The organism is Pelagimonas sp. KU-00592-HH (assembly GCF_040369695.1).
Classification (GTDB): domain Bacteria; phylum Pseudomonadota; class Alphaproteobacteria; order Rhodobacterales; family Rhodobacteraceae; genus Shimia.
In genome coordinates, this window is record NZ_BAABWM010000007.1 from 1 (window position 1) to 24800 (window position 24800).

Consider the following 24800-nt stretch of genomic DNA (forward strand, 5'->3'; position numbering starts at 1 on the left):
GGCCTCCTATTTGCGGTTGCCGGGCTGCTGCCCGGCGTAGAGTTGAATGGTGGGGCGGGACCAAGCCCGCCTCGCCAATTATGCGTATTTCGCCTGAATCTCTTCCGAGATGTTGGACGGAACCGGATCGTAGTGGTCGAACTGCATGGTGAACTGGGCGCGGCCCGACGACATCGAACGCAGAGTGTTGATGTAGCCGAACATGTTCGCCAGCGGCACGAATGCGTTGATGGCCACGGCGTTGCCGCGCGGTTCCTGACCCGAAACCTGACCACGACGCGAAGTGAGGTCGCCGATGATACCGCCGGTGTATTCTTCCGGGGTGATCACTTCGACTTTCATCATCGGTTCGAGCAGTTTCGCACCCGCTTTGCGCATACCTTCACGCATGCACATACGTGCTGCGATTTCGAAGGCCAGAACGCTGGAGTCAACGTCGTGGAACTTACCGTCGATCAGGGCAACCTTGAAGTCGATCACGGGGAAGCCGGCCAACGGGCCGCTGTCCATGACGGACTGGATGCCTTTTTCAACACCCGGGATGTATTCCTTCGGAACGGCACCGCCAACGATGCGGCTCTCGAACGAGTAACCCTCACCCGGCTCGGTCGGGGTGATGATGAGTTTGACCTCACCGAACTGACCCGAACCACCCGACTGTTTCTTGTGGGTGTAGCTGTGCTCGACTTCGTGACCGATGGTCTCGCGGTAAGCAACCTGCGGCGCACCGATGTTTGCTTCCACTTTGAATTCGCGCTTCAGACGGTCCACCAGGATGTCCAGGTGAAGTTCGCCCATGCCCTTCATGATGGTCTGACCCGACTCGATGTCGGTTTCGACGCGGAAGGACGGATCTTCTGCTGCGAGGCGCTGCAGACCCTGGGACATTTTTTCCTGGTCGTTCTTGGTTTTCGGCTCAACTGCGATCTCGATAACCGGATCCGGGAAGGTCATGGTTTCCAGAACCACCGGCTCCTTGGCGTCGCAGAGGGTGTCACCGGTGGTGGTGTCTTTCAGACCCGCCAGAGCGATGATGTCGCCTGCAAACGCTTCTTCGATCTCTTCACGGTTGTTCGAGTGCATCATCATCATACGACCGATGCGCTCTTTACGACCTTTGGTCGAGTTCAGAACGGTTTCACCTTTGTTCAGCGTACCGGAGTAGATACGGGTGAAGGTCAGCGAACCGACGAAGGGGTCGTTCATGATTTTGAACGCAAGGCCCGAGAACGCCATCTCGTCGTCTGCGCGACGTGCAATGTTACGCTCTTCGGTTTCGTCGCCCGGCTCGAAGCCCATGTAGTCGACAACGTCCAGCGGGCTGGGCAGGTAGTCGATCACAGCGTTGAGCAGCGGCTGAACGCCTTTGTTCTTGAACGCCGAACCACCGAGAACCGGAACGAAGTCCAGAGCCAGGGTACCCTTGCGGAGCAGCGCGCGGAGCGTTGCGACGTCCGGCTCGTTACCTTCCAGGTATTCCATCATGGCGTCTTCGTCTTGCTCGACGGCCGCTTCGACCATCTTCTCGCGCCACTCGTCGGCCATGTCCTTCAGCTCGTCGCGGATTTCCGCGTGAACCCAGGATGCGCCGAGGTCTTCACCCTGCCACAGCCACTCTTTCATGGTGACCAGGTCGATCAGACCTTCCAGCTCGGATTCTGCACCGATCGGAATACCAACCGGAACGGCACGTGCGCCGGTGCGGTCTTCGATCATGTGAACGCAGTTGAAGAAGTCTGCGCCGATCTTGTCCATCTTGTTGACGAAGACCATGCGCGGAACCTTGTAGCGGTCAGCCTGACGCCACACGGTTTCGGTCTGGGGTTCAACACCTGCGTTTGCGTCGAGAACGCAGACGGCACCGTCGAGAACCGCCAGCGAACGCTCAACTTCGATGGTGAAGTCAACGTGGCCAGGGGTGTCGATGATGTTCAGGCGGTGTTTCGGAGTGTCAGCGGTTTTACCGTCTTCGGTGCGTTCCCAGAAGGTGGTGGTCGCAGCCGAGGTGATGGTGATGCCGCGTTCCTGTTCCTGCTCCATCCAGTCCATGGTGGCTGCACCATCGTGCACCTCACCGATGTTGTGGGACTTACCGGTGTAGTACAGGATGCGTTCGGAACAGGTAGTTTTACCTGCATCGATGTGCGCCATGATACCGAAGTTGCGGTACAGGTCGAGCGGATATTCGCGTGCCATTGGTTTAATACCTTTTTGGAATTACCAGCGATAATGGCTGAAGGCTTTGTTAGCTTCTGCCATCTTGTGAGTGTCTTCCCGCTTCTTAACAGCGGTACCGCGCGAGTTCACGGCATCCAGAAGTTCACCTGCGAGGCGCTCTTCCATGGTGTTCTCGTTGCGGTTGCGCGAAGCAGAGATCAGCCAGCGGATGGCCAGAGCTTCACGGCGCTCGGGGCGCACTTCAACCGGAACCTGGTAGGTTGCACCACCAACACGACGCGAGCGAACCTCAACGGCGGGTTTGATGTTGTCCAGGGCTTCGTGGAAGACTTCGACGGGGGCGCGTTTGATCTTGTTTTCAACGCGATCCAGCGCGTTGTAAACGATCTTTTCCGCAACCGACTTTTTACCGTCGATCATCAGGTTGTTCATGAATTTCGACAGTACGCGGTCGCCGTATTTGGCGTCGGGCAGTACTTCGCGTTTTTCAGCAGCGTGACGACGAGACATATTCTCTTATCCTTCTTACTTAGGACGCTTCGCGCCGTACTTCGAACGACGTTGCTTACGGTCTTTAACGCCTTGGGTATCCAGAACACCGCGCAGGATGTGGTAACGGACACCCGGAAGGTCTTTCACACGGCCGCCGCGGATGAGGACAACCGAGTGCTCTTGCAGGTTGTGGCTCTCACCGGGGATGTACGAGATAACTTCGTAACCGTTGGTCAGACGAACCTTGGCAACTTTACGCATCGCCGAGTTCGGTTTCTTGGGGGTGGTGGTGTATACGCGGGTGCATACGCCACGTTTCTGGGGGCATTGCTCGAGGTGCTGCGACTTCGAGCGCTTGATTTTGGGCTGACGCGGCTTGCGGATCAGCTGTTGAATCGTTGGCATTGGGTCTCTTTCCCGTTTCCTACATGTGCTGCACAGAGCGGCAGCCCCATGCGGTTGAATTTTTCGGCTTACGCGTCCGCAAGCGCAAAAACCGCAATCGTTTCCATTCCGAGGCAAACGACGCGGTGTTGTAACAGAGGGTGCGAACTTCAAAGTAGCTCGGACCTTGACCACTACAGATTTGAATTCGGCATTTGGGGCGACCCCCAGCCGGATGGTCGGGCGTATAGGGGGAGTCGCCGCTCTTGTCAACAGCGGCCCCTGTCTGACGCCGACCCAAGGCGTTAATCGGCCTCCCCTGCGCGGTAATGGGGCCAGATCCCGGCGATCGTCTCCTCGCCGAAACGCTCTGCACAGTAGCTGTAGGTCGCATCAAAATGCTTGCGGGCCGCGGCGATCTGTTTTGGCCAGAGTTCCTCGTTTCTAGGCGATTCATTGATGCGAAGATCAAAGTCGGGCTCGTGATAGGTCAGGCCAAGGAAATCGCAAACCTGCTGCACGGTGTCTGTCGTGAACAGCGTTTCATAGAACCCGTGAAAGATGTTTTCCGGTGCAAACACCTGATCCAGGGTCTCAAGCGTCTCGTTATAGCTGGTGCGATTTGTTATGTAGGGCGATTTGAGCGCCGCCGAGAAACGTTGCCGAGCCGTCTTTTGGACTTCCTTGCCCGCAAGCGCCACATCACGGTCGCGCATCCGCATGGCCGAGTAGGCCCGCTCGACTGGATCGCGCATCAGGTAGATGACTTTGACGGCAAAGCCTGCTTCCTCCATTGTCTCGCGCACCGTCGTCATCTGATCGACCGTGAGCGTCGAATATTCCGGCGTGATGTCTGCGAACAGGCGTGCATTCGGAGAAATGCGCCCAAGCCGCTCGTAGTAGTTCAGATAATAGCTGACATCGAACTCGGCGTTGAGGTTGTCCGCCAAGCCTAGCATTCGGTTGCGCATCCGCTCGGGAATGGGCTCTCCCTTCGCTTGCAGCGCCTTCATACGTTCCAGCGTGTTGGTCAGGTATGTCGCCTTGTTGGCGAATTGCACCGAAGGTTTCCTAGCCCCAAGGAGGCTGACCCAGACGCCGTGCTCTTTCAGGACCCCCATTTCGCACTCGGGGTGATCCACCAGGTATTGGTAGAGCCAACTGGTTCCGGCTTTCTGGGCACCGACACCGAATAGAAAGGTCTTGGTCATAGCTAGGATACGTTTCGAATGCTTCCGGGCGACCCGGTTGAAGATTTGCGCGCATATTACTGTTGTGAAGGCACATGACCAGACGGTTTTTCGGCCACCTTGTCTCGGCCGTTTGAGGGTGACATGGTGAGCACAACAACAGAGAGGCAGGCAGATGGACAGTCGAGACATGCAGGTGATTGGACTGTGCCGGTTTTCCTATCTGGGGGAAGGTGGTTTTCAGGTCGAACACGAAACCCTCGATGAACGTGCGGCCTTTCTCTATGACCCTGTGCGCATGGACGAACGGTTCCGGACGCTGGAAGCCTTTACCCTGCCGTCGATCCGGGCGCAGACAGACCCGAATTTCACTTTCGTGGTGCTGATCGGCGAGACGTTTCCAGAGGTCTATCGCAAACGTCTTGAGGACCTGTTGGCAGACATTCCGCAGGCCGTGATCCAAGCGCGCGCGCCGGGACGCCACCGCGAGGTCATGCGGGCGACGATCAATTCGGTCCGAACCGATAGCAAGGATCCCTGTCTGCAATTCCGTCTTGATGATGACGATGCGGTCTCCGTTCGCTTTGTCGAAAGGCTTCGTGATGTGGCACAGGATTGCCGCCCCCTGATCCGCCATCACGCCAATGTCGCCTTTGACTTCAATCAGGGCTGGATTGCGCGTCCCGGTGCCACGGGCATAGACGCGCTAAAGGTGACCGAGGCGCTGTGGACCCCTGCCCTTGCCATGTCGGTCAAGCACAAGGACGACGCCACGATCATGAATTTCGGGCATTCGCGCATGGGGCATGTCATGCCAGTTGTGACCATGCCGCAGGAGAACATGTTCATTCGGGGCCACAATGATTTCAACGACTCGCGGCAGGTGGGACATGTCCGCCAGTTCAAGCTTTCGGCGATTAACCTGAAGACCGAGCGCCTGTTCCGGCAGGAGTTCAACGTGGATGTGGACCGGGTTCAGACGCTTTTCGCAGACTGACGCCGGCGGCGCAGCTGGCCCTCGCGGATCAGGGTAAAGACACCGGTCGCTACAACGATGGCTGCCCCCAAAAGGGTGAGCGGGTCGGGCCAGTCGCCAAAAACAACGAGACCAAGAAGCAATGCCCAGAGCAGCCCTGTGTATCGGAACGGGGCAACGAACGAGACATCGCCCACCCGCATGACCATCACCGAAAACAGGTAGCCGCCAAAGATAAAGAGCGACGCGCCACCCAGCAGAGCCAGTTCGCGCGGGCCGACGGGCACCCATGTTTCCTGTGTCGTGGCCACGAGGGCGAAGAGCATCACCCCGACAGAGGCCGCCAGGGTCACTGTCATCGAAGGCACCGTTGGTGAAAGGCGGCGGGTCGAGAGATCGCGCGCGGTGACACAGGCGACGGCGGCAAGGGCGAAAAGGGCGTGTTCGCTAAAGCCGTCGGGACCGGGGCGCACGATCAGCAACATGCCGGCGAACCCGATCAGGATCGCCACCATACGCCGCCAACCCACCGCTTCGCGAAACAGGAGGGCGCCGCCAAGCGTGACCGTGAGCGGCAAGACCTGCAACACGGCGGTGACATTGGCGATCGGCATGTTCATCAGCGCGGTAATGAAGAAAAAGGCGGCGCCGATCTCGCTGGTGGTCCGGAGCGCGATCAGGCCCCAGTCTTTCGCCGGCAGACGCAGGCGTATGGCGCCCATCGACCGCGCGAGAACATAGATCAGAACCGAGGTGATCGCGCCGCGAATGACCAGAAGCTGGAACAGGGGCATCTCGGGGCCAAGCGCCTTGATGCAGGTATCGTTGAAGGTAAAGGCGGCCATGCTGCACATCATCAGCAGAGCGCCCTTCATGTTGTCCGAAAGGTTTTGCATCTCTCCCCCGCGACGCCTTCAAACCAGCAGACCCTAGGCCGCGCCTTGGATTTCGCCAAGATGGTTTTTGACCTTTCGGCAAAGAAAAACCCCCGGCGCATGGCCGGGGGTTTCAAAGTCTTCAGTCTGCCGGGGATCAATCCAGATCGCGGCTTTCCGGGGTTTCGACCAGACCGCTGTCGAACACATCGTCCGCGCCGAAATCATCCACCGGGGCAGCCAGGGCTGCGGCGGCTTCTGCTTCTTCGCGGCGGGCTTCGAGAACCACGTTGTCGCGTTCCTGAGCAACACGACGCACGCTCTGGGTTGCGCCACCGGTACCGGCCGGGATGAGGCGACCCACGATGACGTTTTCCTTGAGGCCGACCAGCTTGTCTTTCTTACCTTGAACCGAAGCCTCGGTAAGAACGCGGGTGGTCTCCTGGAACGATGCCGCCGAGATGAACGAACGGGTCTGCAGCGAGGCCTTGGTGATACCCAGCAGGATCGGTTCGCCCGATGCCGGACGACGACCTTCGGCCAGTGCCTTCTCGTTTGCAGCGTCGAACTCTTGCTTGTCCACGTGCTCGCCCTTGAGCAGGGTGGTTTCGCCAGAGTCGAGGATCTCCCACTTTTGCAGCATCTGGCGAACGATCACCTCGATGTGCTTGTCGTTGATCTTCACGCCCTGCAGACGATAAACGTCCTGAACTTCGTCGATCATGTAATCCGCCAGAGCTTCGACACCCATGATGGACAGGATGTCGTGCGGAGCCGGGTTACCGTCCATGATGTAGTCACCCTTCTGCACGAAGTCGCCTTCCTGCACCGGGATGTGCTTGCCCTTGGGCACCATGTACTCGATCGTTTCCATCGACTCGTCTGCCGGCTCGATGCTGATGCGACGCTTGTTCTTGTAGTCGCGGCCAAAGCGTACGTAACCATCGGCTTCTGCGATGATCGCGTGGTCCTTGGGACGACGTGCTTCGAACAGTTCCGCAACGCGCGGCAGACCACCGGTAATGTCCTTGGTCTTGGCGCCTTCACGCGGGATACGCGCGACAACGTCACCGGCCTCGACATCCTGGCCGTCTTCGACCGACAGGATCGCGTCAACCGACATCGGGTAGTGAACCGGGTTGCCAGCATCATTGCGTACGGGCTCGCCATCACCATCAACAAGGATGATTTCCGGCTTGAGCTCGTTGCCTTTCGGCGCTGCGCGCCAGTCGGCCACGATCTTCTGGGTCATACCTGTCGCATCGTCGGTTTCCTCGCGGACGGCGATACCCGACACAAGGTCGACGAACTTGGCGGTACCCGATTTCTCGGCAAGGATCGGCAGGGTGTAGGGATCCCATTCGAACAGCTTGTCGCCGCGGGAAACATCCTGGCCTTCCTTGACGAACAGCTTGGAACCGTAGCCAACCTTGTGGCTGGCACGCTCGTCGCCGTCTTCGCCCTGGATGAGCAGTTTCATGTTGCGGCCCATGACCAGCAGTTCGCCCTTGGCGTTCTCGAGGATCTGCGCGTTTTCGAAGACGATCTTGCCTTCTTGCGACGCTTCGAGGAACGACTGTTGGCCACCCTGCGCAACACCACCGATGTGGAAGGTACGCATGGTCAGCTGGGTGCCAGGTTCACCGATCGACTGTGCCGCGATGATACCCACCGCTTCGCCGGTGTTCACGATGGTACCGCGCGCAAGGTCACGACCGTAACACTGAGCACAGACACCCTCTTCCGCCTCACAGGTCAGCGGCGAGCGGATGCGTGCCGACTGAACCGCGGCTTCGTCGATCGAGTCTGCCATACGTTCGTCGATCAGCTGGCCTTTGGACACCAGAACCTCGTCAGTGCCGGGGCGCATGATGTCTTCGGCAGCAACGCGGCCCAGGATACGCTCGGCCAGCGATGCCACGACTTCACCGTCGTTGACGGCGGCTTCGGCGGTGATGGCGTTCTCGGTGCCACAGTCGTGCTCGCGCACGATGCAGTCCTGAGCAACGTCAACCAGACGACGGGTCAGGTAACCCGAGTTCGCGGTCTTCAGCGCGGTATCCGACAGACCCTTACGGGCACCGTGGGTCGAGTTGAAGTACTCAAGAACGGTCAGACCTTCCTTGAAGTTCGAGATGATCGGGGTCTCGATGATGTCGCCGTTCGGCTTGGCCATCAGGCCGCGCATACCGCCCAGCTGTTTCATCTGGGTTACCGAGCCACGCGCACCGGAGTGGGCCATCATGTAAACCGAGTTCGGTTCCGCTTCGGCTCCGTTGTCGTCGGTCTTGGCAGCCGAGATGGTGTTCATCATCGCGTCGGTGACCTTGTCGTTACACTTCGACCAGGCATCGACAACCTTGTTGTACTTTTCGCCCTGGGTGATCAGGCCGTCCATGTACTGTTGTTCGAAGTCTTTCACCTGATCGCGGGTGTCGTCGACGATGGTCCACTTGTTATCGGGGATCACCATGTCGTCTTTGCCGAACGAGATACCGGCCTTGAACGCTTCCTTGAAGCCCATCGACATGATCTGGTCACAGAAGATGACCGACTCTTTCTGACCACAGTAGCGGTAGACGGTGTCAATCACGTTCTGCACTTCTTTCTTGCGAAGAAGCTTGTTCACCAGGTCAAACGGCGCCTTGGTGTTCTGCGGCAGCAGGGCACCGAGACGGACACGGCCCGGGGTGGTCTCAAAACGCTTGAGAACTTCCATGCCGTTTTCGTCGATCTGCGGAATACGCGCAGTGATCTTGGCGTGCAGGTGTACTTCGCCGGCGTCGAGGGCGTATTGCACCTCGTCGATCGACGAGAAGACCATGCCCTCGCCCTTCATGCCTTCACGCATGATGGTGGTGTAGTAGAGACCCAAGATCATGTCCTGCGACGGAACGATGATCGGCGAACCGTTTGCAGGCGACAGAACGTTGTTTGTCGACATCATCAGAACACGGGCTTCCAGCTGTGCTTCAAGCGACAGCGGCACGTGAACGGCCATCTGGTCACCGTCGAAGTCGGCGTTAAAGGCCGAACATACGAGCGGGTGCAGCTGGATCGCTTTACCTTCGATCAGAACCGGTTCGAACGCCTGAATGCCGAGACGGTGCAGCGTGGGCGCACGGTTCAGCATGACCGGGTGTTCGCGGATCACCTCGTCGAGGATGTCCCAAACTTCCGGACGCTCTTTTTCCACCAGCTTCTTGGCTTGCTTCACGGTGGAAGACAGGCCTTTGGCTTCGAGACGCGAGTAGATGAACGGCTTGAACAGTTCGAGCGCCATCTTCTTGGGCAGACCACACTGGTGCAGCTTGAGTTCCGGACCGGTCACGATGACCGAACGGCCCGAGAAGTCGACGCGCTTACCCAGAAGGTTCTGACGGAAGCGGCCCTGCTTACCCTTCAGCATGTCCGACAGCGATTTCAGCGGACGCTTGTTGGCGCCGGTGATCACGCGGCCGCGGCGGCCGTTGTCGAACAGGGCGTCAACCGACTCTTGCAGCATCCGCTTTTCGTTGCGGACGATGATGTCGGGGGCGCGCAGTTCGATCAGACGCTTCAGACGGTTGTTCCGGTTGATCACGCGGCGATACAGGTCATTCAGATCCGAGGTCGCGAAACGACCGCCATCCAGCGGAACCAGCGGACGCAGTTCCGGCGGGATCACGGGGATCACGGTCAGGATCATCCACTCGGGGCGGTTGCCCGACTCGAGGAAGCTCTCGACAACTTTCAGACGCTTGATGATCTTCTTCGGCTTCAGTTCCCCGGTTGCTTCGGCCAGATCGGCACGCAGCTGTTCGGCTTCGGCTTCGAGATCGATCGCGGCCAGCATCTCACGGATCGCTTCGGCACCGATGTTGGCGGTGAAAGCGTCCATGCCGTATGCGTCCTGCGCATCCATGTACTCTTCTTCGGTCAGCATCTGGCCGTATTGCAGGTCGGTCAGACCCGGCTCGATGACGACATAGTTTTCAAAGTACAGAACGCGTTCCAGATCACGCAGGGTCATGTCGAGCATGAGGCCGATACGCGACGGCAGCGATTTCAGGAACCAGATGTGTGCAACGGGCGCGGCCAGTTCGATGTGGCCCATACGCTCGCGACGCACTTTCTGGAGGGTGACTTCAACACCACATTTTTCGCAGACAACGCCGCGATACTTCATGCGCTTATATTTGCCGCAGAGACATTCGTAATCTTTGATCGGGCCAAAGATACGCGCACAGAAGAGACCGTCACGCTCGGGTTTGAACGTACGGTAGTTGATGGTTTCCGGCTTTTTGATTTCGCCGTACGACCACGAGAGAATCCGTTCAGGCGACGCCAGCGATACCTTGATCTCGTCGAATACCTTCGGCGGGGTCAGCGGGTTGAACGGGTTGTTGGTCAGTTCCTGGTTCATTTTGATACCTCAAATTTAGAGCGGAAGGGATGATGGGGTAAGGGCGCGGGGCCCTTACTCGTCCACCTCCGCATCCAGGAGTTCCATGTTCAGGCCGAGGCCGCGGACTTCTTTAACCAGAACGTTGAACGATTCCGGTACGCCCGCTTCGAAGTTGTCCTCGCCCTTGACGATCGACTCGTAGACCTTGGTCCGGCCGGCGACGTCATCCGACTTCACCGTCAGCATTTCCTGCAGGGTGTAGGCGGCGCCGTAGGCTTCCAGAGCCCAGACTTCCATCTCACCGAAGCGCTGACCACCGAACTGCGCCTTACCACCCAGCGGCTGCTGAGTAACAAGCGAGTACGGGCCGGTCGAACGTGCGTGGATCTTGTCGTCAACCAGGTGGTGCAGCTTGAGCAGGTACTTCACACCCACGGTAACGGGGCGCGAGAATTGCTCACCGGTGCGACCGTCGAACAGAACCGATTGGCCAGACTTGTCAAAGCCGGCACGCAGCAGCGCGTCGTTGACGTCTTCTTCCTTGGCACCGTCAAAGACCGGAGTCGCGATCGGAACACCACGGGTCACGTTGCCCGCAGCTTCGATCAGCTGGTCTTCGTCCATGCCAACGAGGCCTTCGTCATAGACGTCTTCGCCGTAAGCCAGACGCATCGCTTCGCGAACCGGGGTCAGGTCACCCGAGCGACGGTACTCTTGCAGAGCGTCGTCAACCTTGATGCCCAGGCCACGTGCGGCCCAACCCATGTGGGTTTCGAGAATCTGACCAACGTTCATACGCGACGGAACGCCGAGCGGGTTAAGGCAGAAGTCGACCGGGGTACCGTCTGCGAGGAACGGCATGTCCTCCATCGGAACCACTTTCGAGATAACACCTTTGTTCCCGTGACGGCCGGCCATCTTGTCGCCCGGCTGAAGCTTGCGCTTCACGGCGATGAAGACCTTCACCATCTTCATGACGCCCGGCGGCAGGTCGTCGCCACGACGGACTTTCTCGACCTTGTCTTCAAAACGGTGCTCGAGGGCGCGCTTCTGGATCTCGTATTGCTCGTTCAGAGCCTCGACGATCTGAGCGTCCTTCTCGTCTTCCAGCGCCAGCTGCCACCATTGGCCACGGGTCAGGCTGTCGAGCAGATCCTCGGTGATTTCCGAGTTTGCTTTGACACCTTTCGGGCCTTTGACGGCGGTCTTGCCGAGGATCAGACCCTTGAGACGGGCATAGATGTTACGATCCAGGATCGCCAGCTCGTCGTCACGGTCACGTGCGAGGCGTTCAACCTCTTCACGCTCGATCTGGAGGGCACGTTCGTCTTTCTCGACGCCGTGGCGGTTGAAGACACGCACTTCAACAACGGTACCGAAGTCACCCGGCTTCACGCGCAGCGAGGTGTCGCGCACGTCGGATGCCTTTTCGCCGAAGATGGCGCGCAGCAGTTTCTCTTCCGGGGTCATCGGCGATTCACCTTTGGGGGTGATCTTACCGACAAGGATATCGCCCGGCTCAACATCGGCACCGATGTAAACGATGCCAGCCTCGTCGAGGTTGCGCAGCGCTTCTTCACCGACGTTCGGGATGTCGCGGGTGATCTCTTCCGGACCAAGCTTGGTGTCACGGGCGGCGACTTCGAATTCCTCGATGTGGATCGAGGTGAAGACGTCGTCACGCGCGATGCGCTCGGAGATCAGGATCGAGTCTTCGTAGTTGTAGCCGTTCCAGGGCATGAAGGCCACGACGACGTTCTTACCCAGTGCCAGTTCGCCCATGTCGGTCGACGGACCGTCGGCCAGAACTTCACCTTTGGTGACCTGCTGGCCAACCTTCACCAGCGGACGCTGGTTGATACAGGTGTTCTGGTTCGAACGCTGGAACTTGCGCATACGGTAGATGTCTACGCCCGCGTCGCCCAGTTCGAGGTCTTCGGTGGCGCGGATAACGATACGCTGTGCGTCAACCTGGTCGATGATGCCGCCACGGGTGGCCATGATGGCCGCGCCCGAGTCACGTGCAACCACTTCCTCGATGCCGGTGCCGACCAGCGGCGCCTCGGCGCGCAGGAGCGGAACCGCCTGACGTTGCATGTTCGAGCCCATCAGAGCGCGGTTGGCGTCGTCGTTTTCAAGGAACGGGATGAGCGAGGCAGCAACCGAAACCAGCTGTTTCGGCGATACGTCGATCAGGTCCACGTGCTCGCGCGATGCGAGGGTGTAGTCGCCGTTCTGACGGGTCGAGACCAGCTCGTTGATGAACTTGCCGTTTTCGTCCAGCGTCGCGTTCGCCTGCGCCACGGTGTGACGCATTTCTTCGGTCGCGGACATGTAGTGGACTTCGTCGGTGACCTCGGCGTCTTTGACAACGCGATACGGGGTTTCGATGAAGCCGTACTTGTTCACGCGGGCGAAGGTGGCCAGCGAGTTGATCAGACCAATGTTCGGACCTTCCGGCGTTTCAATCGGACACATACGACCATAGTGGGTCGGGTGAACGTCGCGGACCTCAAAGCCTGCACGCTCGCGGGTCAGACCGCCTGGGCCAAGCGCCGAGAGACGACGTTTGTGGGTGACTTCCGAAAGCGGGTTGGTCTGGTCCATGAACTGCGACAGCTGCGACGAGCCGAAGAATTCGCGAACAGCAGCCGCGGCCGGTTTCGCGTTGATCAGGTCTTGCGGCATGACGGTGTCGATTTCGACCGACGACATGCGTTCCTTGATCGCGCGTTCCATGCGCAGCAGGCCAACGCGGTACTGGTTTTCCATCAGTTCGCCGACCGAACGCACACGACGGTTGCCGAGGTGGTCGATGTCGTCCACGTCGCCACGGCCGTCACGCAGGTCAACCAGCGCCTTGATGCAGGAGATGATGTCTTCCTTGCGCAGGGTACGCTGGGTGTCTTCTGCATCCAGAGCCAGACGCATGTTCATCTTCACGCGACCAACGGCCGAGAGGTCGTAACGCTCGCTGTCGAAGAACAGGGTGTCGAACAGGGCACTTGCCGCTTCGACGGTGGGCGGCTCGCCCGGACGCATCACGCGGTAGATGTCCATCAGCGCGGTTTCGCGGGACATGTTCTTGTCCTGCGCCATGGTGTTGCGCATGTAGGGGCCGACGTTGACGTTGTCGATGTCCAGAACCGGAATTTCGGTGACGCCGTTGTCCAGCAGTTCTTTCAGCGAACCGCCGATGACTTCGCCGTCCTTGTCATACTCGAGGGTCAGCTCATCGCCGGCCTCGACGTAGATCGCGCCGTTTTCTTCGTTGATGATGTCCTTGGAGACATACTTGCCAACGATGTGATCGAAGGGAACCAGCAGCTCGGTGATGGTGCCTTCGTCGATGATTTTCTTGACCGCGCGCGGGGTGACTTTCTTGCCGGCTTCGAAGATGACTTCGCCGGTGGCCGCGTCCACGAGATCATAGGTCGGGCGGGTGCCGCGCACACGCTCGGGGAAGAACTTGGTGACCCAGCCCTTGTTCTTTTCCAGTTTGAAATCGACGGTGTCATAGTAGGCATCCATGATGCCTTCCTGATCGAGACCCAGCGCATAAAGAAGCGTGGTCACCGGCAGTTTGCGGCGACGGTCGATACGGGCGAACACGATGTCCTTGGCGTCGAATTCGAAGTCGAGCCACGAGCCGCGGTAGGGAATGATGCGGCAGGCAAAGAGCAGCTTGCCCGAGCTGTGGGTCTTGCCCTTGTCGTGGTCGAAGAACACGCCCGGCGAACGGTGCATCTGGGATACGATCACACGCTCGGTGCCGTTCACGACAAAGGTGCCGTTCGGGGTCATCAGGGGCATGTCGCCCATGAACACGTCTTGTTCCTTGATGTCCTTCACGGATTTCGCACCGGTGTCTTCGTCGACATCAAACACGATGAGACGGAGAGTCACCTTGAGCGGCGCCGAGAAGGTCATGTCACGCTGCATGCACTCTTCAACGTCGTACTTCGGCTTTTCCAGATCGTAGCCGACGAACTCCAGAACGGAGGTTTCGTTGAAATCCTTGATCGGGAAGACCGACTGGAACACGCCCTGGATGCCTTCGCCATCCGTCGGACGGCTGTCATCTCCGGAACGCAGGAAAAGATCGTAGGAAGATTTTTGGACCTCAATGAGGTTCGGCATATCCAGAACTTCACGGATTTTGCCGAAATATTTGCGCAAACGTTTCTGGCCAAGAAAGCTTTGAGCCATGACTATCGTCACCTTTCATTTCTCACCGAGCGAGAGTGCCGTCGGGTCCCCGGCGCCTCGCCCATACGAGAGGGTCAAAATTTGGACAATTCCCGGCCCCCGTCCCAAAGGGAGCCTCCCGTTCCAAACCCTGCCTTGGAAAATCTCCTGCGCCATTTTGGCGAAACTTGTCAGGAGGCTTACCAAACCGGGGATTTTGCGGTAGTATCAAGGTTCTATGTGTAACGTGCCCTGCTGCTCCTTGTGATCGCGGGGGTGCCCGCCTGACTGCCTGCCTTCGCTTGTTCCAGGCAGGCACCGCAATATGGAGACCGCATAGAACAAAAGCGGCCCCGAATCGCTCGAAACCGCAAGAGACTACCGAATAGTGAATCAACTGCCCCTTGGCAACCCCTCGAGGGTTGACAAATGGGGATTGGGCTTGTCGCCTTCAAGGCCGTCTTTGCGGGGTGATTTGATACGCCCGGATCGGCACCCATGAAGGACAGCCCCCCAAACGAAAACAGGCGCCCCGAAGGGACGCCTGCAATAACTCGGGAAAACCCGAATTACTTGACTTCGACCTCGGCGCCAGCTGCTTCCAGCTTGCCTTTGATCTCTTCGGCTTCTTCTTTCGAAACGCCTTCTTTGACAGCCTTGCCGCCGGCTTCGACCAGCTCTTTGGCTTCTTTGAGGCCCAGGCCGGTGATGCCGCGGACTTCTTTGATGACGTTGATTTTCGATGCGCCTGCCGATTTCAGGATGACGTCGAATTCGGTTTTTTCTTCCTCAGCTGCGCCACCTGCGTCGCCTGCCGGGCCTGCCATTACAACAGCGCCACCAGCAGCCGGCTCGATGCCGTACTCGTCTTTGAGGATGGTTTTCAGTTCTTGTGCTTCCAGCAGGGTCAGACCCACGATGCTTTCAGCCAGTGCTTTCAGATCAGCCATTTTAGACTCTTTCCGTTTCTAGGTATGTGTTCCAACGTTCGGGGATTATCCCTACGCGGTTCCAAAGTTGCTTACGCAGCCTCTGCCTTTTCCTCGATGGTAGACAGGATGGATGCGATGTTCGAAGCAGGTGCGCCAATTGCGCCAGCGATGTTCGAAGCGGGTGCGCCGATCATGCCTGCGATGGTAGCAATAAGCTCCTCGCGCGACGGCATTTTCGACACGGCTTCTACGCCGGCACGGTCCAGAGCGTTCTCGCCCATTGCACCGCCAAGGATTTCGAACTTTTTGTTCGTCTTGGCGAAGTCCTCGGCGACCTTGGCAGCTGCCACGGGGTCTTCCGAGTAGGTCAGAACGGTCATACCCGTCAGAAACTCACCCATGCTCTCGCAGGGTTTGCCTTCCAGGGCGATCTTGGCGAGCCTGTTCTTGGCGACACGCACGGCACCACCCGCTTCGCGAGCACGAGCGCGCAGGTCTTGCATGTCAGCAACCGTGAGACCCGCGTAGTGGGCAACCACTACAACGCCAGAGCTTTCAAAGATCTGGCCGAGTTCCTCGACCACTTTCTCTTTTTGTGCTCTATCCACAGTTTCACTCCAATTTTGGGGCTTTCACCCCGGCTCAGTTTTGCAAACCCCGAAGGGCGTGCGTTTAGGTCCATACAAAGGGTTGGGAACCAAGATCGCTGAAGCGCCCGGAAGGGGCGTTCTTAGAATTCTTGTCTCTTACCCCATCTCGGGAAGGAATTATTCAGGGCGGATGCCGTGAACCCTCCGTCTTGGACAGGCCAAACCGAAATGGAATCGCTTACGCGAATCCTTCACGGCTTGGGCAAGGGCTCACATAGTGGGCCCAATGGGAAATGTCTATCGTCTTTTTAGCTTTCCAGCGGTGTAGGACCAGAAAGTCTTGTGAACCACGTCTTTGGTCCAGGGAGCCATCTGCCGAACCGCATCAGCCTTGATCTCTTCAATCGGGCGCGGCGTACCGCGGCGGAAGATGATACCGATGTCGTAATCTTGGAAAACCTCGACAACTTCGAGGCCGCACACCGCGCCAAGCAGTTCGAGATTGTAACGCGAGAACCCAAGGGTGTGAGCCATGTGAAGGCAGCCAAAGCCCTTGTGCAGCGCATTGTTCATATCCGGCACTTCGATAAAGAACAGCCCGTCGTCTGCGAGCCACTCCAGAATGCGTTCAACTGCGGGAACCGGGTCCAGCAAATGTTCGAAAACATGGAAGGTGGTGACCACATCAACGGGAGCATCAACGCTGTAGTCCTGCCAGCCGCAGTTTTCGACGGGCAGCCCCTTCTTGTCACGGGCATAGGTCGCGTAGTCAGAACCCGGCTCGAAACCGCGGGCGTCATAGCCCATGCCAATCGCATCCTCGACCAGTTCGGCAGAACCGCAGCCAAAATCAACAAGGCGCGCACCATCCTTAAGGTGCGGCGTCAAGCGCTTGAGGCGCACCGCAGCTTCTTTGTGACGCTTGGCGATGTGGCGATCAGAGGGACCATCCTGCACGCGCTGGTAGTCCGAGCGGTACGTGGTGCGATAGTACTCCGACAACTCGTCTTCAGACGGCATGTAATCGTGGCGGATCAGACCGCAGGCACCGCACTTCACATGGGCCAGACGTTTGAAACGACGATCCCAGTTGGCAAGGGGGATGGTGTCTTCCGATTTACAAAGCGGGCAAGCAACCTGCGCGCCGGTGATAGGGTATTTTGTAAATGGAAGATTAAGCACGATTCAGACCCTCGTATGTGTCCCGACTGTTCACTGCGGAACCTTGCGAAATCCGGTCTGAATTGTTGGGACGAAAATGTCAAAACAAACCGGGCAGCGAATTGTCGCTGCCCGGTTCGAAAAAATCTTATGCCGAAGCCGCGTTGTCGACGTCGATGGTCACGCCCGGGCCCATGGTCGAGGACAGAGCGATCTTTTTGACGTAAGCGCCTTTTGCGCCAGCCGGCTTGGCTTTGAGAACCGCTTCCATGAAGGCGCGGACGTTCTCGACCAGTTTGCCCTCGTCGAAGGAAACCTTGCCAACACCTGCGTGCACAACACCGGCTTTTTCGACCTTGAACTGGACTTCACCGCCCTTGGCGTTCTGAACAGCCTGGGCAACATCCATGGTCACGGTGCCAACCTTCGGGTTCGGCATCAGGTTACGCGGGCCGAGGACTTTACCCAGACGGCCAACGATCGGCATCATGTCCGGGGTCGCGATGCAGCGATCGAATTCGATGGTGCCGCCCTGAACGGTTTCCATCAGATCTTCTGCGCCAACGATGTCTGCGCCAGCTGCCTGGGCTTCTTCCGCTTTCGGGCCACGTGCGAAAACTGCAACGCGAACCGATTTGCCGGTGCCGTTAGGCAGGCCAACAACGCCGCGGACCATCTGGTCTGCGTGACGCGGGTCAACACCCAGCTGAACAGCGATTTCGACGGTTTCGTCAAATTTTGCCGAAGCGGCACCTTTTACCAGAGCAACAGCTTCTTCGACGGTGAGGTTGTCTTTGCCTGCGAACGCTTCACGCGCTGCGGCAGTACGCTTGCCAAGTTTAGCCATTACTTCACCTCGATGCCCATCGAACGTGCCGAACCAAGGATGATCTGCATTGCAGCATCGATGTCGTTTGCGTTCAGGTCTTTCATTTTCGCTTCGGCGATTTCTTTCACCTGTGCGGCGGTCACCGAACCAACGGTCTCACGGCCGGGGTTGTTGGCGCCCGATTTCAGCTTGGCAGCCTTCTTCAGGTAGTAAGACGCAGGCGGCGTCTTGATGTCCATGGTGAAGGACTTGTCCTGATAGTAGGTGATCACGGTCGGGCACGGCGCGCCGGGCTCCATGTCCTGCGTCTTGGCGTTGAACGCCTTGCAGAATTCCATGATGTTGATGCCGCGCTGACCCAGCGCCGGACCAACCGGCGGGGAGGGGTTCGCTTGACCTGCAGGAACCTGCAGCTTCATCGTACCAGCAAGCTTCTTAGCCATTTGGTTTTCCTTTCAACGTAGGCGGAACGCGATCCGCCCGGTTTATGTTGCGTGGTTCGATCAGATGTCGCGACACCCAAATCTCCCACGAGAGAATCTCGCCCGAAGACGATGGACGGCGTTTACGCTTGTTTCCTTGGGTTGGCAAGGGGGCGCGGGCCACCTGTGTAGATGTTCGCCAAAATTGGCGGCACCCTGCCCCAAACAATAAAGCCCCCGCAGTGACCTGCTGGGGTGTTTTGCCAAATACTCTCTTACGCGGCCTTGTCTGCCCGGCTCCAGGCGAACTGTTGGAAGGCCGGATCAACAGCCGTCTGCGCCACGTGGTTGGTATAGTTGCTCAGTATCTTCTGCGACAAACCCAGAATGATCTCCAGAACCTGCTGGGTGCCATAGCCCGCGGCAAAGAAGGCCTCGAATTCGGCAGGCGATACATTCCCGCGTCCGCGTACCAGGGCCAGAGTGAAGGTGCGCAGGGCCTCCAGCTTGGGATCGGCCAGCGGGGTCTCGTTGCGCAGCGCATCAATCACGCCCTGATCGACGCCCATCGAATGCGCGATGCCGGTGTGGGCGGGCACGCAATAGTGGCAGGCGTGCTCGACATTGATCGACTGCCAGACAACCGTCAGTTCGGTGTTGTCAAAGCTGGTGCTGACAAAGGCCTCATGGGTGCGCTGATAGGTTTCCAGAAGCTGCGGGGCATCGGCCATCACCTGATAAAGACCGGGCAGGAAACCATAGGCTTTCTCAGAGGCGATCAGGCGCTCTTTGGCAGCTTCGGGCGCGGTTTCAGCGGTGTGGCGCGGGAACGTTGTCATGGTCATATCCTTTTTCAAATCCTCAACGTACCGGCGATATGGGGGCTTTGAGCGATCACTCAACATGCCCACTTGAGCAATCACTCAACTGTGATCTTGGCTTTATCCGGATGCAGACGTACATTTGAGGCATGAACGTCAGCCACGACAAAGATGCAGCTCTGGACAAGGCGCTCGCGTTGTTCTGGGAAAAGGGCTATGCCTCGACGTCGCTCAAGGATCTTGAGCGCGCAACCGGCATGCACCCCGGCTCGCTCTATGCCGCCTTTGGCAGCAAGGCGAACCTCTACAGTCTGAGCCTCGAACGCTATGCTCACCGCCTGAACGACAGGCGTGCGGCGCTTCTCGCCTCTGCGTCATCGCCGCTGGAGGGGTTGGCCCAGTTCATCCTTCAGGCACACCCGCTCTCGGACAGTGACGCCCCCCTGCCCGCCTGTTTTCTGGTGAAGGCAACGCTGGAAGAGGGCGACGGGGACACCGCGTTCGGCGAAAAGATCACCCAGTTGCTGGTGGAAAACGATGCGTTGTTTGCCGAAGTTTTTGCAGAGGCCAAAGCGCGCGGCGACCTGCCCGCCACAAGCTCTCCTGAAAAACTGGCTCGTCAGTTGAGCGCGGATCTGGCTGGTCTGTGCTTCTATGCCCTGCGGGCAGAAGACCCGTCGGTGACACGGGAAATGGTTGCCGACCTGGCAGAACGCCTGCACCCGCACCACTAGCCCCACAACGAAAAACGCCGCCCAACATCGGGACGGCGTTCCAAATTCTCGAAAGTCTGCGGGCTTAGCCCTGCTTGGTGACCTGGGTGAATTCCAGTTCGACCGGGGTTTCGCGGCCGAAGATCGACACGGTAACCTTGAGGCGCTGGTTGTCGTCGTCGACTTCCTCGACCATGCCGTCGAAGTCTTCGAACGGACCATCGTTGACCTTGACCTTCTCGCCAACCTCGAAGGAGATCATCAGCTTCGGTGCTTCTTCGCCTTCCTGAACGCGGTTCAGGATGCCGTTCACCTCGGCGTCGCGCATCGGCATCGGGCGGCCTTGCGGGCCCAGGAAACCGGTGACGCGGTTGATCGAGTTCACGAGGTGGTAGCCACGGTCGCTCATTTCCATGTGAACAAGAACGTAACCCGGCATGAAGCGGCGCTCGGTGGTGACTTTCTTACCACGGCGCACTTCAATCACTTCTTCGGTCGGAACCAGAACTTCGTCGATTTCATCCTCGAGACCGTTCTCGATCACCGACTGACGGATCTGCTCGGCGATCTTCTTTTCGAAGTTCGACAGCACGCTTACCGAATACCACCGTTTCGCCATTTGCCCGTTCTTCCCGTTTCTTGCTTGCCGACCCGAAGGTCGCATTCTTTCTAACTCACGCGGTCTTTCAGCAAAGACCTTTCCGGAACAAAAAATCGGCGCGCAACTCGAATCGCCACGCGCCATTTCCGGAAGTAAGGCGTCGGATACTCCCGAACGCCTCGGAACTCAAGCCTTTTCGAGGCTGGCGCCGATCAGCCGAACATCCCCAGGATGCCCTGGAGACCGCTGCGGATGATGATGTCGACCAGCGAAAAGAACACGGCCGTCAGCGCAGCCATGATGAACACCATGACAGTGGTCAGCATCACTTCGCGGCGGGTCGGCCAGACAACCTTGGAAACCTCGGCACGGACCTGCTGGATGAACGTAAGTGGGTTGGTTTTTGCCATGATGTGTCTTCTCAGCTTGGATCAGAGGCTGACATACGCGGGGTGTGCGGCAAATTCAAGGCCGGAATGGCCGCTGGACCGGCGCATCCCATAGGTGTGAGGCAATCTGTCAGGTCTTGGGTCAGGAAGAGCGGTTGCCCCGGGGCGAATTGCGCACCCAGTCGCGCGGCATGTAGGTCGAGGCCCAGGGCAGATGCGACATGGCGCGAATGAATTCTCCGCGCAGACGGTCCGCGATCTGGGGGTTCGTTTCGTGGTAACGCTCATAGCTCCAGGTCAGGCTCGTCGCGACCTTGTCGGGACCGACACAGACCGCCACTAAAAAGGCGACGCCCACAATCACGACGGCGCGCCAGACAAACCACAAAAGCGTATTGGCAAGACCGCGCAGAACGGCACCTGTCATCCGCCAAAGCCCTTTCAAGGCAGACGCGACACGCGCGAAGAAACCCGTCACGAGACGTGCGAGCAAGCCGCCGAACCGCGATACAGTGGAAGGACGGGGCAAGGGGCGCAGGGCGTCGTCTTGCGCGGCAAGTTCCGGAAACACATCCGCGCGGCGCGGGGCCGGAGCAGGCTTGCGGGCGACTGACTTCAGAAGGCCCGTGATCTTTCGACTGACGGACTCGGAGACCTGAATATCGTCTTCGGCCTCCTCGGAAGCATGACGCCGCGACCGGCCATCCGTGCGGGATGGCAAAGGCACGCTTGCGCCCTCCTCATCGACAAGCGAACGTATTGCATCCAGCGTGTTGTCGTCGAAAGCAACACCTTCATCGACAAAATCCTGCCCGTACTGCCGCAATGGCGTTCCATCCGGATGGGTCAATGCGCGAATCTTTGTCATGGCGATCCTCCCTGGGCGGTGATTCACGTCAGCATCCATCTGGACACACGTGAAGGCCCATACGATCCCGGTCGGCTTCTATCGGCACCAACCGTGTTTCACCCCCGGAAAATTACCCGCAACTGCGGGACGTCTTGTTTCAGAGTGCGGCGCGCGTCAGCGCCTCAATCCGGTGCCAAAGTCCGAAGACGATCTTGCGCGCCACAACCAGCTCGTTTCGGAAAAGGTACAAGAAGCGGTGTGCGATACCGAGCGCCCCGTCGCGGGCGCGTTCGGGTCCGATAACCACCGAGACCACAAGGAACAGGATCAGCGCCCAGAGGCACATACGCACGAACCCGTCGGGATGCAGCGCAATCATGATCGGCGCAGCCACGAGAAGCGCGACACGCGGTCGAGGCCACTTGGCCTTGAGGTGCGCACGGCGGCGGCGGTTGGCACGGCGGATTTCTTTTTGGCTCCCCCCGGCAAGGTCCGGCGCGTTGCGGCGCATGACTTTTTCAACGGGAGACAGGGTTTTGACGGGAGACTTGGCCGGTTCGACATGGGCGATGCGCTGCTTGAGCTCGGCGTTCAGACGGGCATGGTCAGCCGGAACCCGACGGCGCGCGATCTTGGCGCGCACAGGCAGCACCGGATCCATTCCGGCCCTTGCACGTTCATCGGGGGCATTCCAGTTCTGTGCCATCTCGCTCACCATCTAACCAAAATCACTTGGATTACACACCCGCCCCGCACTTCGGCGGAAAGTTCACACCCCCAGAACAGCGGGGATGATTCGACTCCGTGCATACTCACGAAGCAGGTCAACGACTCGTAAATGGCGGATGAATCCGGTGTGCGAACGGCGCAAATGTGGCAATTTCGTGCCTTGGTTGTATTCGCGGATTTTCTGGGAAATGGCAGGGGCAGCAGGGTTCGAACCCGCGACCTACGGTTTTGGAGACCGTCGCTCTACCAGCTGAGCTATACCCCTGCGGTGGTGGGACTGTTACGGAATCGCTTGCCGGAATTCAAGAGACAAAAACCACTTTTTGCCAAAGCCCTGCGCCCATCAGGGACGCTTTGTGAACCGGTAGGCCGCGCGCGCGCCGGGGTTGGCTTTGACCGCCGAGATCAGGCGGCGCATGTAGAAATCCATCTTGAAGGCTTTCACCTGCTGTTTCATGTCGCGCAGGACCGCGATCATCTCCTTGTCGGACATCTCGACGACGTTCAGCGCCTTAAGAACGTCAAGCGGCACCGCCTGTTTGCACAGGAAGGAGACCGAGTGATTGGGCACATAGGCCACGGGTTCGAAGTAGTCCGAAAGTCGCGCCATCTGCACCGCGATCCAAGGCTGCTGCCACCAGAGGAAATCCTGCTGCACCACGATCGAATGGCCGGGGATGAGATGGGGAAAGAAGGTTTCGCTCATCCGCTCCATCGTCGCGGCGGTTTTCGAGGCATCCATCACCAGAATCTCGATCGGCCCGTCCCAGGACATCTCCTCGATCTGCCCCTTGTGCAGGGCAATACCCTCCTCCCAGGGGGCAAGGAAGAATTCGGCCAGCGGCAACAGGTCGGTCCCCTTGAACTCTGGCAGGGGTCGGGGTGTGCAGGGGCTTTCCGAGGCAGGCGGCACCGACATGTAGCGCATGTAGCGGTCAAGGAAGGCATCGAACTGGCCAACCTCGAACTTGTCATATCCCTGCACGGTCTGGCGACGCCCGGCCTGACGCACGCCTTCGGCAAGACAGGCCGCCGATCCGCCGGCGAAAGAGCCGAGATCGACAATCGCCCCCTCCCCACGCGCCCATTCGCGGGTCAGCCAGACATAGAAAGACTGTTCTTCCATGTTGAGCATAGTGGGAACAAGCGCGGCCTCACCTAGGTCCGCGGCGGTGAAGTTTTGCCATTCTTTGCCCGAGAAATCCGTTGCTTCGCTCAACGTTGCACCCTCTCTAAACTTTAAAGCCTCGCAACAGTTTTGCTAAGTCAAAAGACATCTTCAACGTGGATACCCAAAATACCTAGGTCTCATCCCACCTTGGCGCATCAGACGCTGCGAAAACAGAAAAACCTATGCACCGTGCGAACCTGCATTAAAGTTGCAGCATTCATTTAGTTGAATCAGGAGAAGTAACGTTGAAATTGAAGCACTTTCTTTCTGCCTGCGTATTCGCGGCCCTGCCGCACACACTTTATGCAGGCGACGCCCCGACCGAGACGAATGATGTTTCTGACATACTGCGGGTAATCAAGAATGACATCAAAGATGCCCTGCCCTCGTTGAGCCATGCAGAAACCGTTCGCATCAATCATGAAATTCCCTGCGCACGCGATTTCAAAAACAAGGCCCTCGCAGCCAGTGAGTTGATCTCTTTTACCGCAGAGGTCTCAGACACTGCACTCAAGCACGACGGGTGGAACGAAATTGCGGAGTTTGATGTAGGTTATGGCGAAAGCGCATACATCCTGCCGATCGGGAAAATCAAATATGGCGAAACCCACCCACCGGTAGTGGCATCAAACGCGATCAAATTTGCAAGAAAGATCAACGGAAGGATTGGCGCGGAAATCCGTTACCGTGAAGATCCAGTTCGCGTGGCATCGCCCGACAGCGAAGTTGTAAAAATCGTTTGGCGTTTTCTGGACAGCGACCATGGCGACAACGTGAATGTCGACTTGAGGTTTGCCTATTTTGTCTACGGTGGCTTGGGGTCCATGGAGACGCACAACCTCGAACATCCCTGTGACTACTGACCTAATACTTCAAAGTTAAAAGGGCGCCCGGTGGGGCGCCCTTTCTTAATCTCTGACCG

At 58.4% G+C, this 24800-nt stretch carries 21 protein-coding genes and 1 tRNA gene; 3 read left to right on the forward strand and 19 right to left on the reverse strand.

Annotation, left to right across the window (positions count from 1 at the left end; all coding sequences use genetic code 11):
- Window positions 1-78: 78 nt before the first annotated feature.
- The 4 genes from fusA to ABWV42_RS19540 form a co-directional block, all read right to left on the reverse strand.
- Window positions 79-2196: an elongation factor G gene (gene fusA, locus ABWV42_RS19525; RefSeq protein ID WP_353341630.1), complete on the reverse strand. Its 2118-nt coding sequence runs from the start codon at window positions 2194-2196 to the stop codon at window positions 79-81.
- 21 nt (window positions 2197-2217) lie between these two features.
- Window positions 2218-2688 (reverse strand): 30S ribosomal protein S7, encoded by a 471-nt coding sequence (rpsG, locus tag ABWV42_RS19530; RefSeq protein ID WP_255110341.1) that lies wholly within the window; start codon window positions 2686-2688, stop codon window positions 2218-2220.
- Between the two features lie 15 nt (window positions 2689-2703).
- Window positions 2704-3075, reverse strand: coding sequence for a 30S ribosomal protein S12 (gene rpsL, locus ABWV42_RS19535; RefSeq protein WP_054000841.1), 372 nt, complete (start codon window positions 3073-3075; stop codon window positions 2704-2706).
- Window positions 3076-3359: 284 nt separating this feature from the next.
- Window positions 3360-4265 carry a sulfotransferase gene (locus ABWV42_RS19540; protein ID WP_353341631.1) on the reverse strand — a complete coding sequence of 302 codons (906 nt, stop codon included), beginning with the start codon at window positions 4263-4265 and terminating at the stop codon, window positions 3360-3362.
- 154 nt (window positions 4266-4419) lie between these two features.
- Here ABWV42_RS19540 and ABWV42_RS19545 point away from each other — a divergent pair, with 154 nt between their 5' ends.
- Window positions 4420-5241 (forward strand): putative rhamnosyl transferase, encoded by an 822-nt coding sequence (locus ABWV42_RS19545; protein WP_353341632.1) that lies wholly within the window; start codon window positions 4420-4422, stop codon window positions 5239-5241.
- Here the strand turns inward: ABWV42_RS19545 and ABWV42_RS19550 are convergent.
- The 9 genes from ABWV42_RS19550 to ABWV42_RS19590 all read right to left on the reverse strand — a co-directional run bounded on the left by ABWV42_RS19550 (window position 5220) and on the right by ABWV42_RS19590 (window position 19443).
- Complete coding sequence (locus ABWV42_RS19550; protein ID WP_353341633.1) at window positions 5220-6116, reverse strand: DMT family transporter; 897 nt, start codon at window positions 6114-6116, stop codon at window positions 5220-5222. The two genes, ABWV42_RS19545 and ABWV42_RS19550, sit on opposite strands and share 22 nt — an antisense overlap.
- Before the next feature lie 136 nt (window positions 6117-6252).
- Window positions 6253-10500 (reverse strand): DNA-directed RNA polymerase subunit beta', encoded by a 4248-nt coding sequence (gene rpoC, locus ABWV42_RS19555; protein ID WP_255110332.1) that lies wholly within the window; start codon window positions 10498-10500, stop codon window positions 6253-6255.
- 54 nt (window positions 10501-10554) lie between these two features.
- The gene (gene rpoB / locus ABWV42_RS19560) at window positions 10555-14691 is read right to left on the reverse strand and encodes a DNA-directed RNA polymerase subunit beta (RefSeq protein WP_255110330.1); all 4137 of its coding nucleotides are present in this window, start codon (window positions 14689-14691) and stop codon (window positions 10555-10557) included.
- A gap of 548 nt (window positions 14692-15239) precedes the next feature.
- The gene (gene rplL / locus ABWV42_RS19565; protein ID WP_353341634.1) at window positions 15240-15620 is read right to left on the reverse strand and encodes a 50S ribosomal protein L7/L12; all 381 of its coding nucleotides are present in this window, start codon (window positions 15618-15620) and stop codon (window positions 15240-15242) included.
- Between the two features lie 71 nt (window positions 15621-15691).
- Window positions 15692-16210, reverse strand: a complete 519-nt coding sequence (gene rplJ / locus ABWV42_RS19570; protein WP_255110326.1) for a 50S ribosomal protein L10 — start codon at window positions 16208-16210, stop codon at window positions 15692-15694.
- 279 nt (window positions 16211-16489) lie between these two features.
- Window positions 16490-17374 carry a class I SAM-dependent methyltransferase gene (locus ABWV42_RS19575; protein ID WP_353341636.1) on the reverse strand — a complete coding sequence of 295 codons (885 nt, stop codon included), beginning with the start codon at window positions 17372-17374 and terminating at the stop codon, window positions 16490-16492.
- A 127-nt stretch (window positions 17375-17501) separates the two neighbouring features.
- Window positions 17502-18200 (reverse strand): 50S ribosomal protein L1, encoded by a 699-nt coding sequence (gene rplA / locus ABWV42_RS19580; RefSeq protein ID WP_353341637.1) that lies wholly within the window; start codon window positions 18198-18200, stop codon window positions 17502-17504.
- A complete protein-coding gene (gene rplK / locus ABWV42_RS19585; protein WP_132861107.1) occupies window positions 18200-18625 on the reverse strand; it encodes a 50S ribosomal protein L11 in 426 nt (141 codons plus the stop codon). The genes rplA and rplK overlap by 1 nt, the downstream gene beginning before the upstream one ends.
- Before the next feature lie 254 nt (window positions 18626-18879).
- On the reverse strand, window positions 18880-19443 hold the full coding sequence (locus tag ABWV42_RS19590) for a carboxymuconolactone decarboxylase family protein (protein ID WP_353341643.1): 564 nt from the start codon (window positions 19441-19443) through the stop codon (window positions 18880-18882).
- Between the two features lie 131 nt (window positions 19444-19574).
- On the opposite strand from ABWV42_RS19590, the gene ABWV42_RS19595 reads away from it, so the two are divergent.
- On the forward strand, window positions 19575-20159 hold the full coding sequence (locus tag ABWV42_RS19595) for a TetR/AcrR family transcriptional regulator (protein WP_353341638.1): 585 nt from the start codon (window positions 19575-19577) through the stop codon (window positions 20157-20159).
- Window positions 20160-20223: 64 nt separating this feature from the next.
- On the opposite strand, the gene nusG is transcribed toward ABWV42_RS19595, so the two are convergent.
- The 6 genes from nusG to ABWV42_RS19625 all read right to left on the reverse strand — a co-directional run bounded on the left by nusG (window position 20224) and on the right by ABWV42_RS19625 (window position 23926).
- Window positions 20224-20757 carry a transcription termination/antitermination protein NusG gene (gene nusG, locus ABWV42_RS19600; RefSeq protein WP_255110317.1) on the reverse strand — a complete coding sequence of 178 codons (534 nt, stop codon included), beginning with the start codon at window positions 20755-20757 and terminating at the stop codon, window positions 20224-20226.
- 194 nt (window positions 20758-20951) lie between these two features.
- Complete coding sequence (gene secE / locus ABWV42_RS19605; protein WP_255110315.1) at window positions 20952-21149, reverse strand: preprotein translocase subunit SecE; 198 nt, start codon at window positions 21147-21149, stop codon at window positions 20952-20954.
- Window positions 21150-21270: 121 nt separating this feature from the next.
- Window positions 21271-21996: a hypothetical protein gene (locus tag ABWV42_RS19610; RefSeq protein ID WP_353341639.1), complete on the reverse strand. Its 726-nt coding sequence runs from the start codon at window positions 21994-21996 to the stop codon at window positions 21271-21273.
- A gap of 139 nt (window positions 21997-22135) precedes the next feature.
- Window positions 22136-22684 (reverse strand): hypothetical protein, encoded by a 549-nt coding sequence (locus tag ABWV42_RS19615; protein ID WP_255110311.1) that lies wholly within the window; start codon window positions 22682-22684, stop codon window positions 22136-22138.
- A 212-nt stretch (window positions 22685-22896) separates the two neighbouring features.
- Window positions 22897-22972 (reverse strand) — tRNA-Trp (locus ABWV42_RS19620).
- A 78-nt stretch (window positions 22973-23050) separates the two neighbouring features.
- The gene (locus ABWV42_RS19625; protein WP_353341641.1) at window positions 23051-23926 is read right to left on the reverse strand and encodes a hypothetical protein; all 876 of its coding nucleotides are present in this window, start codon (window positions 23924-23926) and stop codon (window positions 23051-23053) included.
- A 197-nt stretch (window positions 23927-24123) separates the two neighbouring features.
- Between ABWV42_RS19625 and ABWV42_RS19630 the strand changes: the two genes are divergently transcribed.
- Window positions 24124-24741 (forward strand): hypothetical protein, encoded by a 618-nt coding sequence (locus tag ABWV42_RS19630; protein WP_353341642.1) that lies wholly within the window; start codon window positions 24124-24126, stop codon window positions 24739-24741.
- Window positions 24742-24800: the final 59 nt, after the last annotated feature.

Coding starts and splice junctions, on each gene's coding strand:
- ABWV42_RS19540 (WP_353341631.1), bottom strand. CDS start 4,265: ATGACCAAGACCTTTCTATTCGGTGTCGGTGCCCAGAAAGCCGGAACC.
- secE (WP_255110315.1), bottom strand. CDS start 21,149: ATGGCAAAAACCAACCCACTTACGTTCATCCAGCAGGTCCGTGCCGAG.
- ABWV42_RS19545 (WP_353341632.1), top strand. CDS start 4,420: ATGGACAGTCGAGACATGCAGGTGATTGGACTGTGCCGGTTTTCCTAT.
- ABWV42_RS19595 (WP_353341638.1), top strand. CDS start 19,575: ATGAACGTCAGCCACGACAAAGATGCAGCTCTGGACAAGGCGCTCGCG.
- rplL (WP_353341634.1), bottom strand. CDS start 15,620: ATGGCTGATCTGAAAGCACTGGCTGAAAGCATCGTGGGTCTGACCCTG.
- ABWV42_RS19610 (WP_353341639.1), bottom strand. CDS start 21,996: ATGACAAAGATTCGCGCATTGACCCATCCGGATGGAACGCCATTGCGG.
- rpoB (WP_255110330.1), bottom strand. CDS start 14,691: ATGGCTCAAAGCTTTCTTGGCCAGAAACGTTTGCGCAAATATTTCGGC.
- rpsL (WP_054000841.1), bottom strand. CDS start 3,075: ATGCCAACGATTCAACAGCTGATCCGCAAGCCGCGTCAGCCCAAAATC.
- nusG (WP_255110317.1), bottom strand. CDS start 20,757: ATGGCGAAACGGTGGTATTCGGTAAGCGTGCTGTCGAACTTCGAAAAG.
- rpsG (WP_255110341.1), bottom strand. CDS start 2,688: ATGTCTCGTCGTCACGCTGCTGAAAAACGCGAAGTACTGCCCGACGCC.
- rpoC (WP_255110332.1), bottom strand. CDS start 10,500: ATGAACCAGGAACTGACCAACAACCCGTTCAACCCGCTGACCCCGCCG.
- ABWV42_RS19590 (WP_353341643.1), bottom strand. CDS start 19,443: ATGACAACGTTCCCGCGCCACACCGCTGAAACCGCGCCCGAAGCTGCC.
- ABWV42_RS19615 (WP_255110311.1), bottom strand. CDS start 22,684: ATGGCACAGAACTGGAATGCCCCCGATGAACGTGCAAGGGCCGGAATG.
- rplK (WP_132861107.1), bottom strand. CDS start 18,625: ATGGCTAAGAAGCTTGCTGGTACGATGAAGCTGCAGGTTCCTGCAGGT.
- fusA (WP_353341630.1), bottom strand. CDS start 2,196: ATGGCACGCGAATATCCGCTCGACCTGTACCGCAACTTCGGTATCATG.
- rplA (WP_353341637.1), bottom strand. CDS start 18,200: ATGGCTAAACTTGGCAAGCGTACTGCCGCAGCGCGTGAAGCGTTCGCA.
- ABWV42_RS19550 (WP_353341633.1), bottom strand. CDS start 6,116: ATGCAAAACCTTTCGGACAACATGAAGGGCGCTCTGCTGATGATGTGC.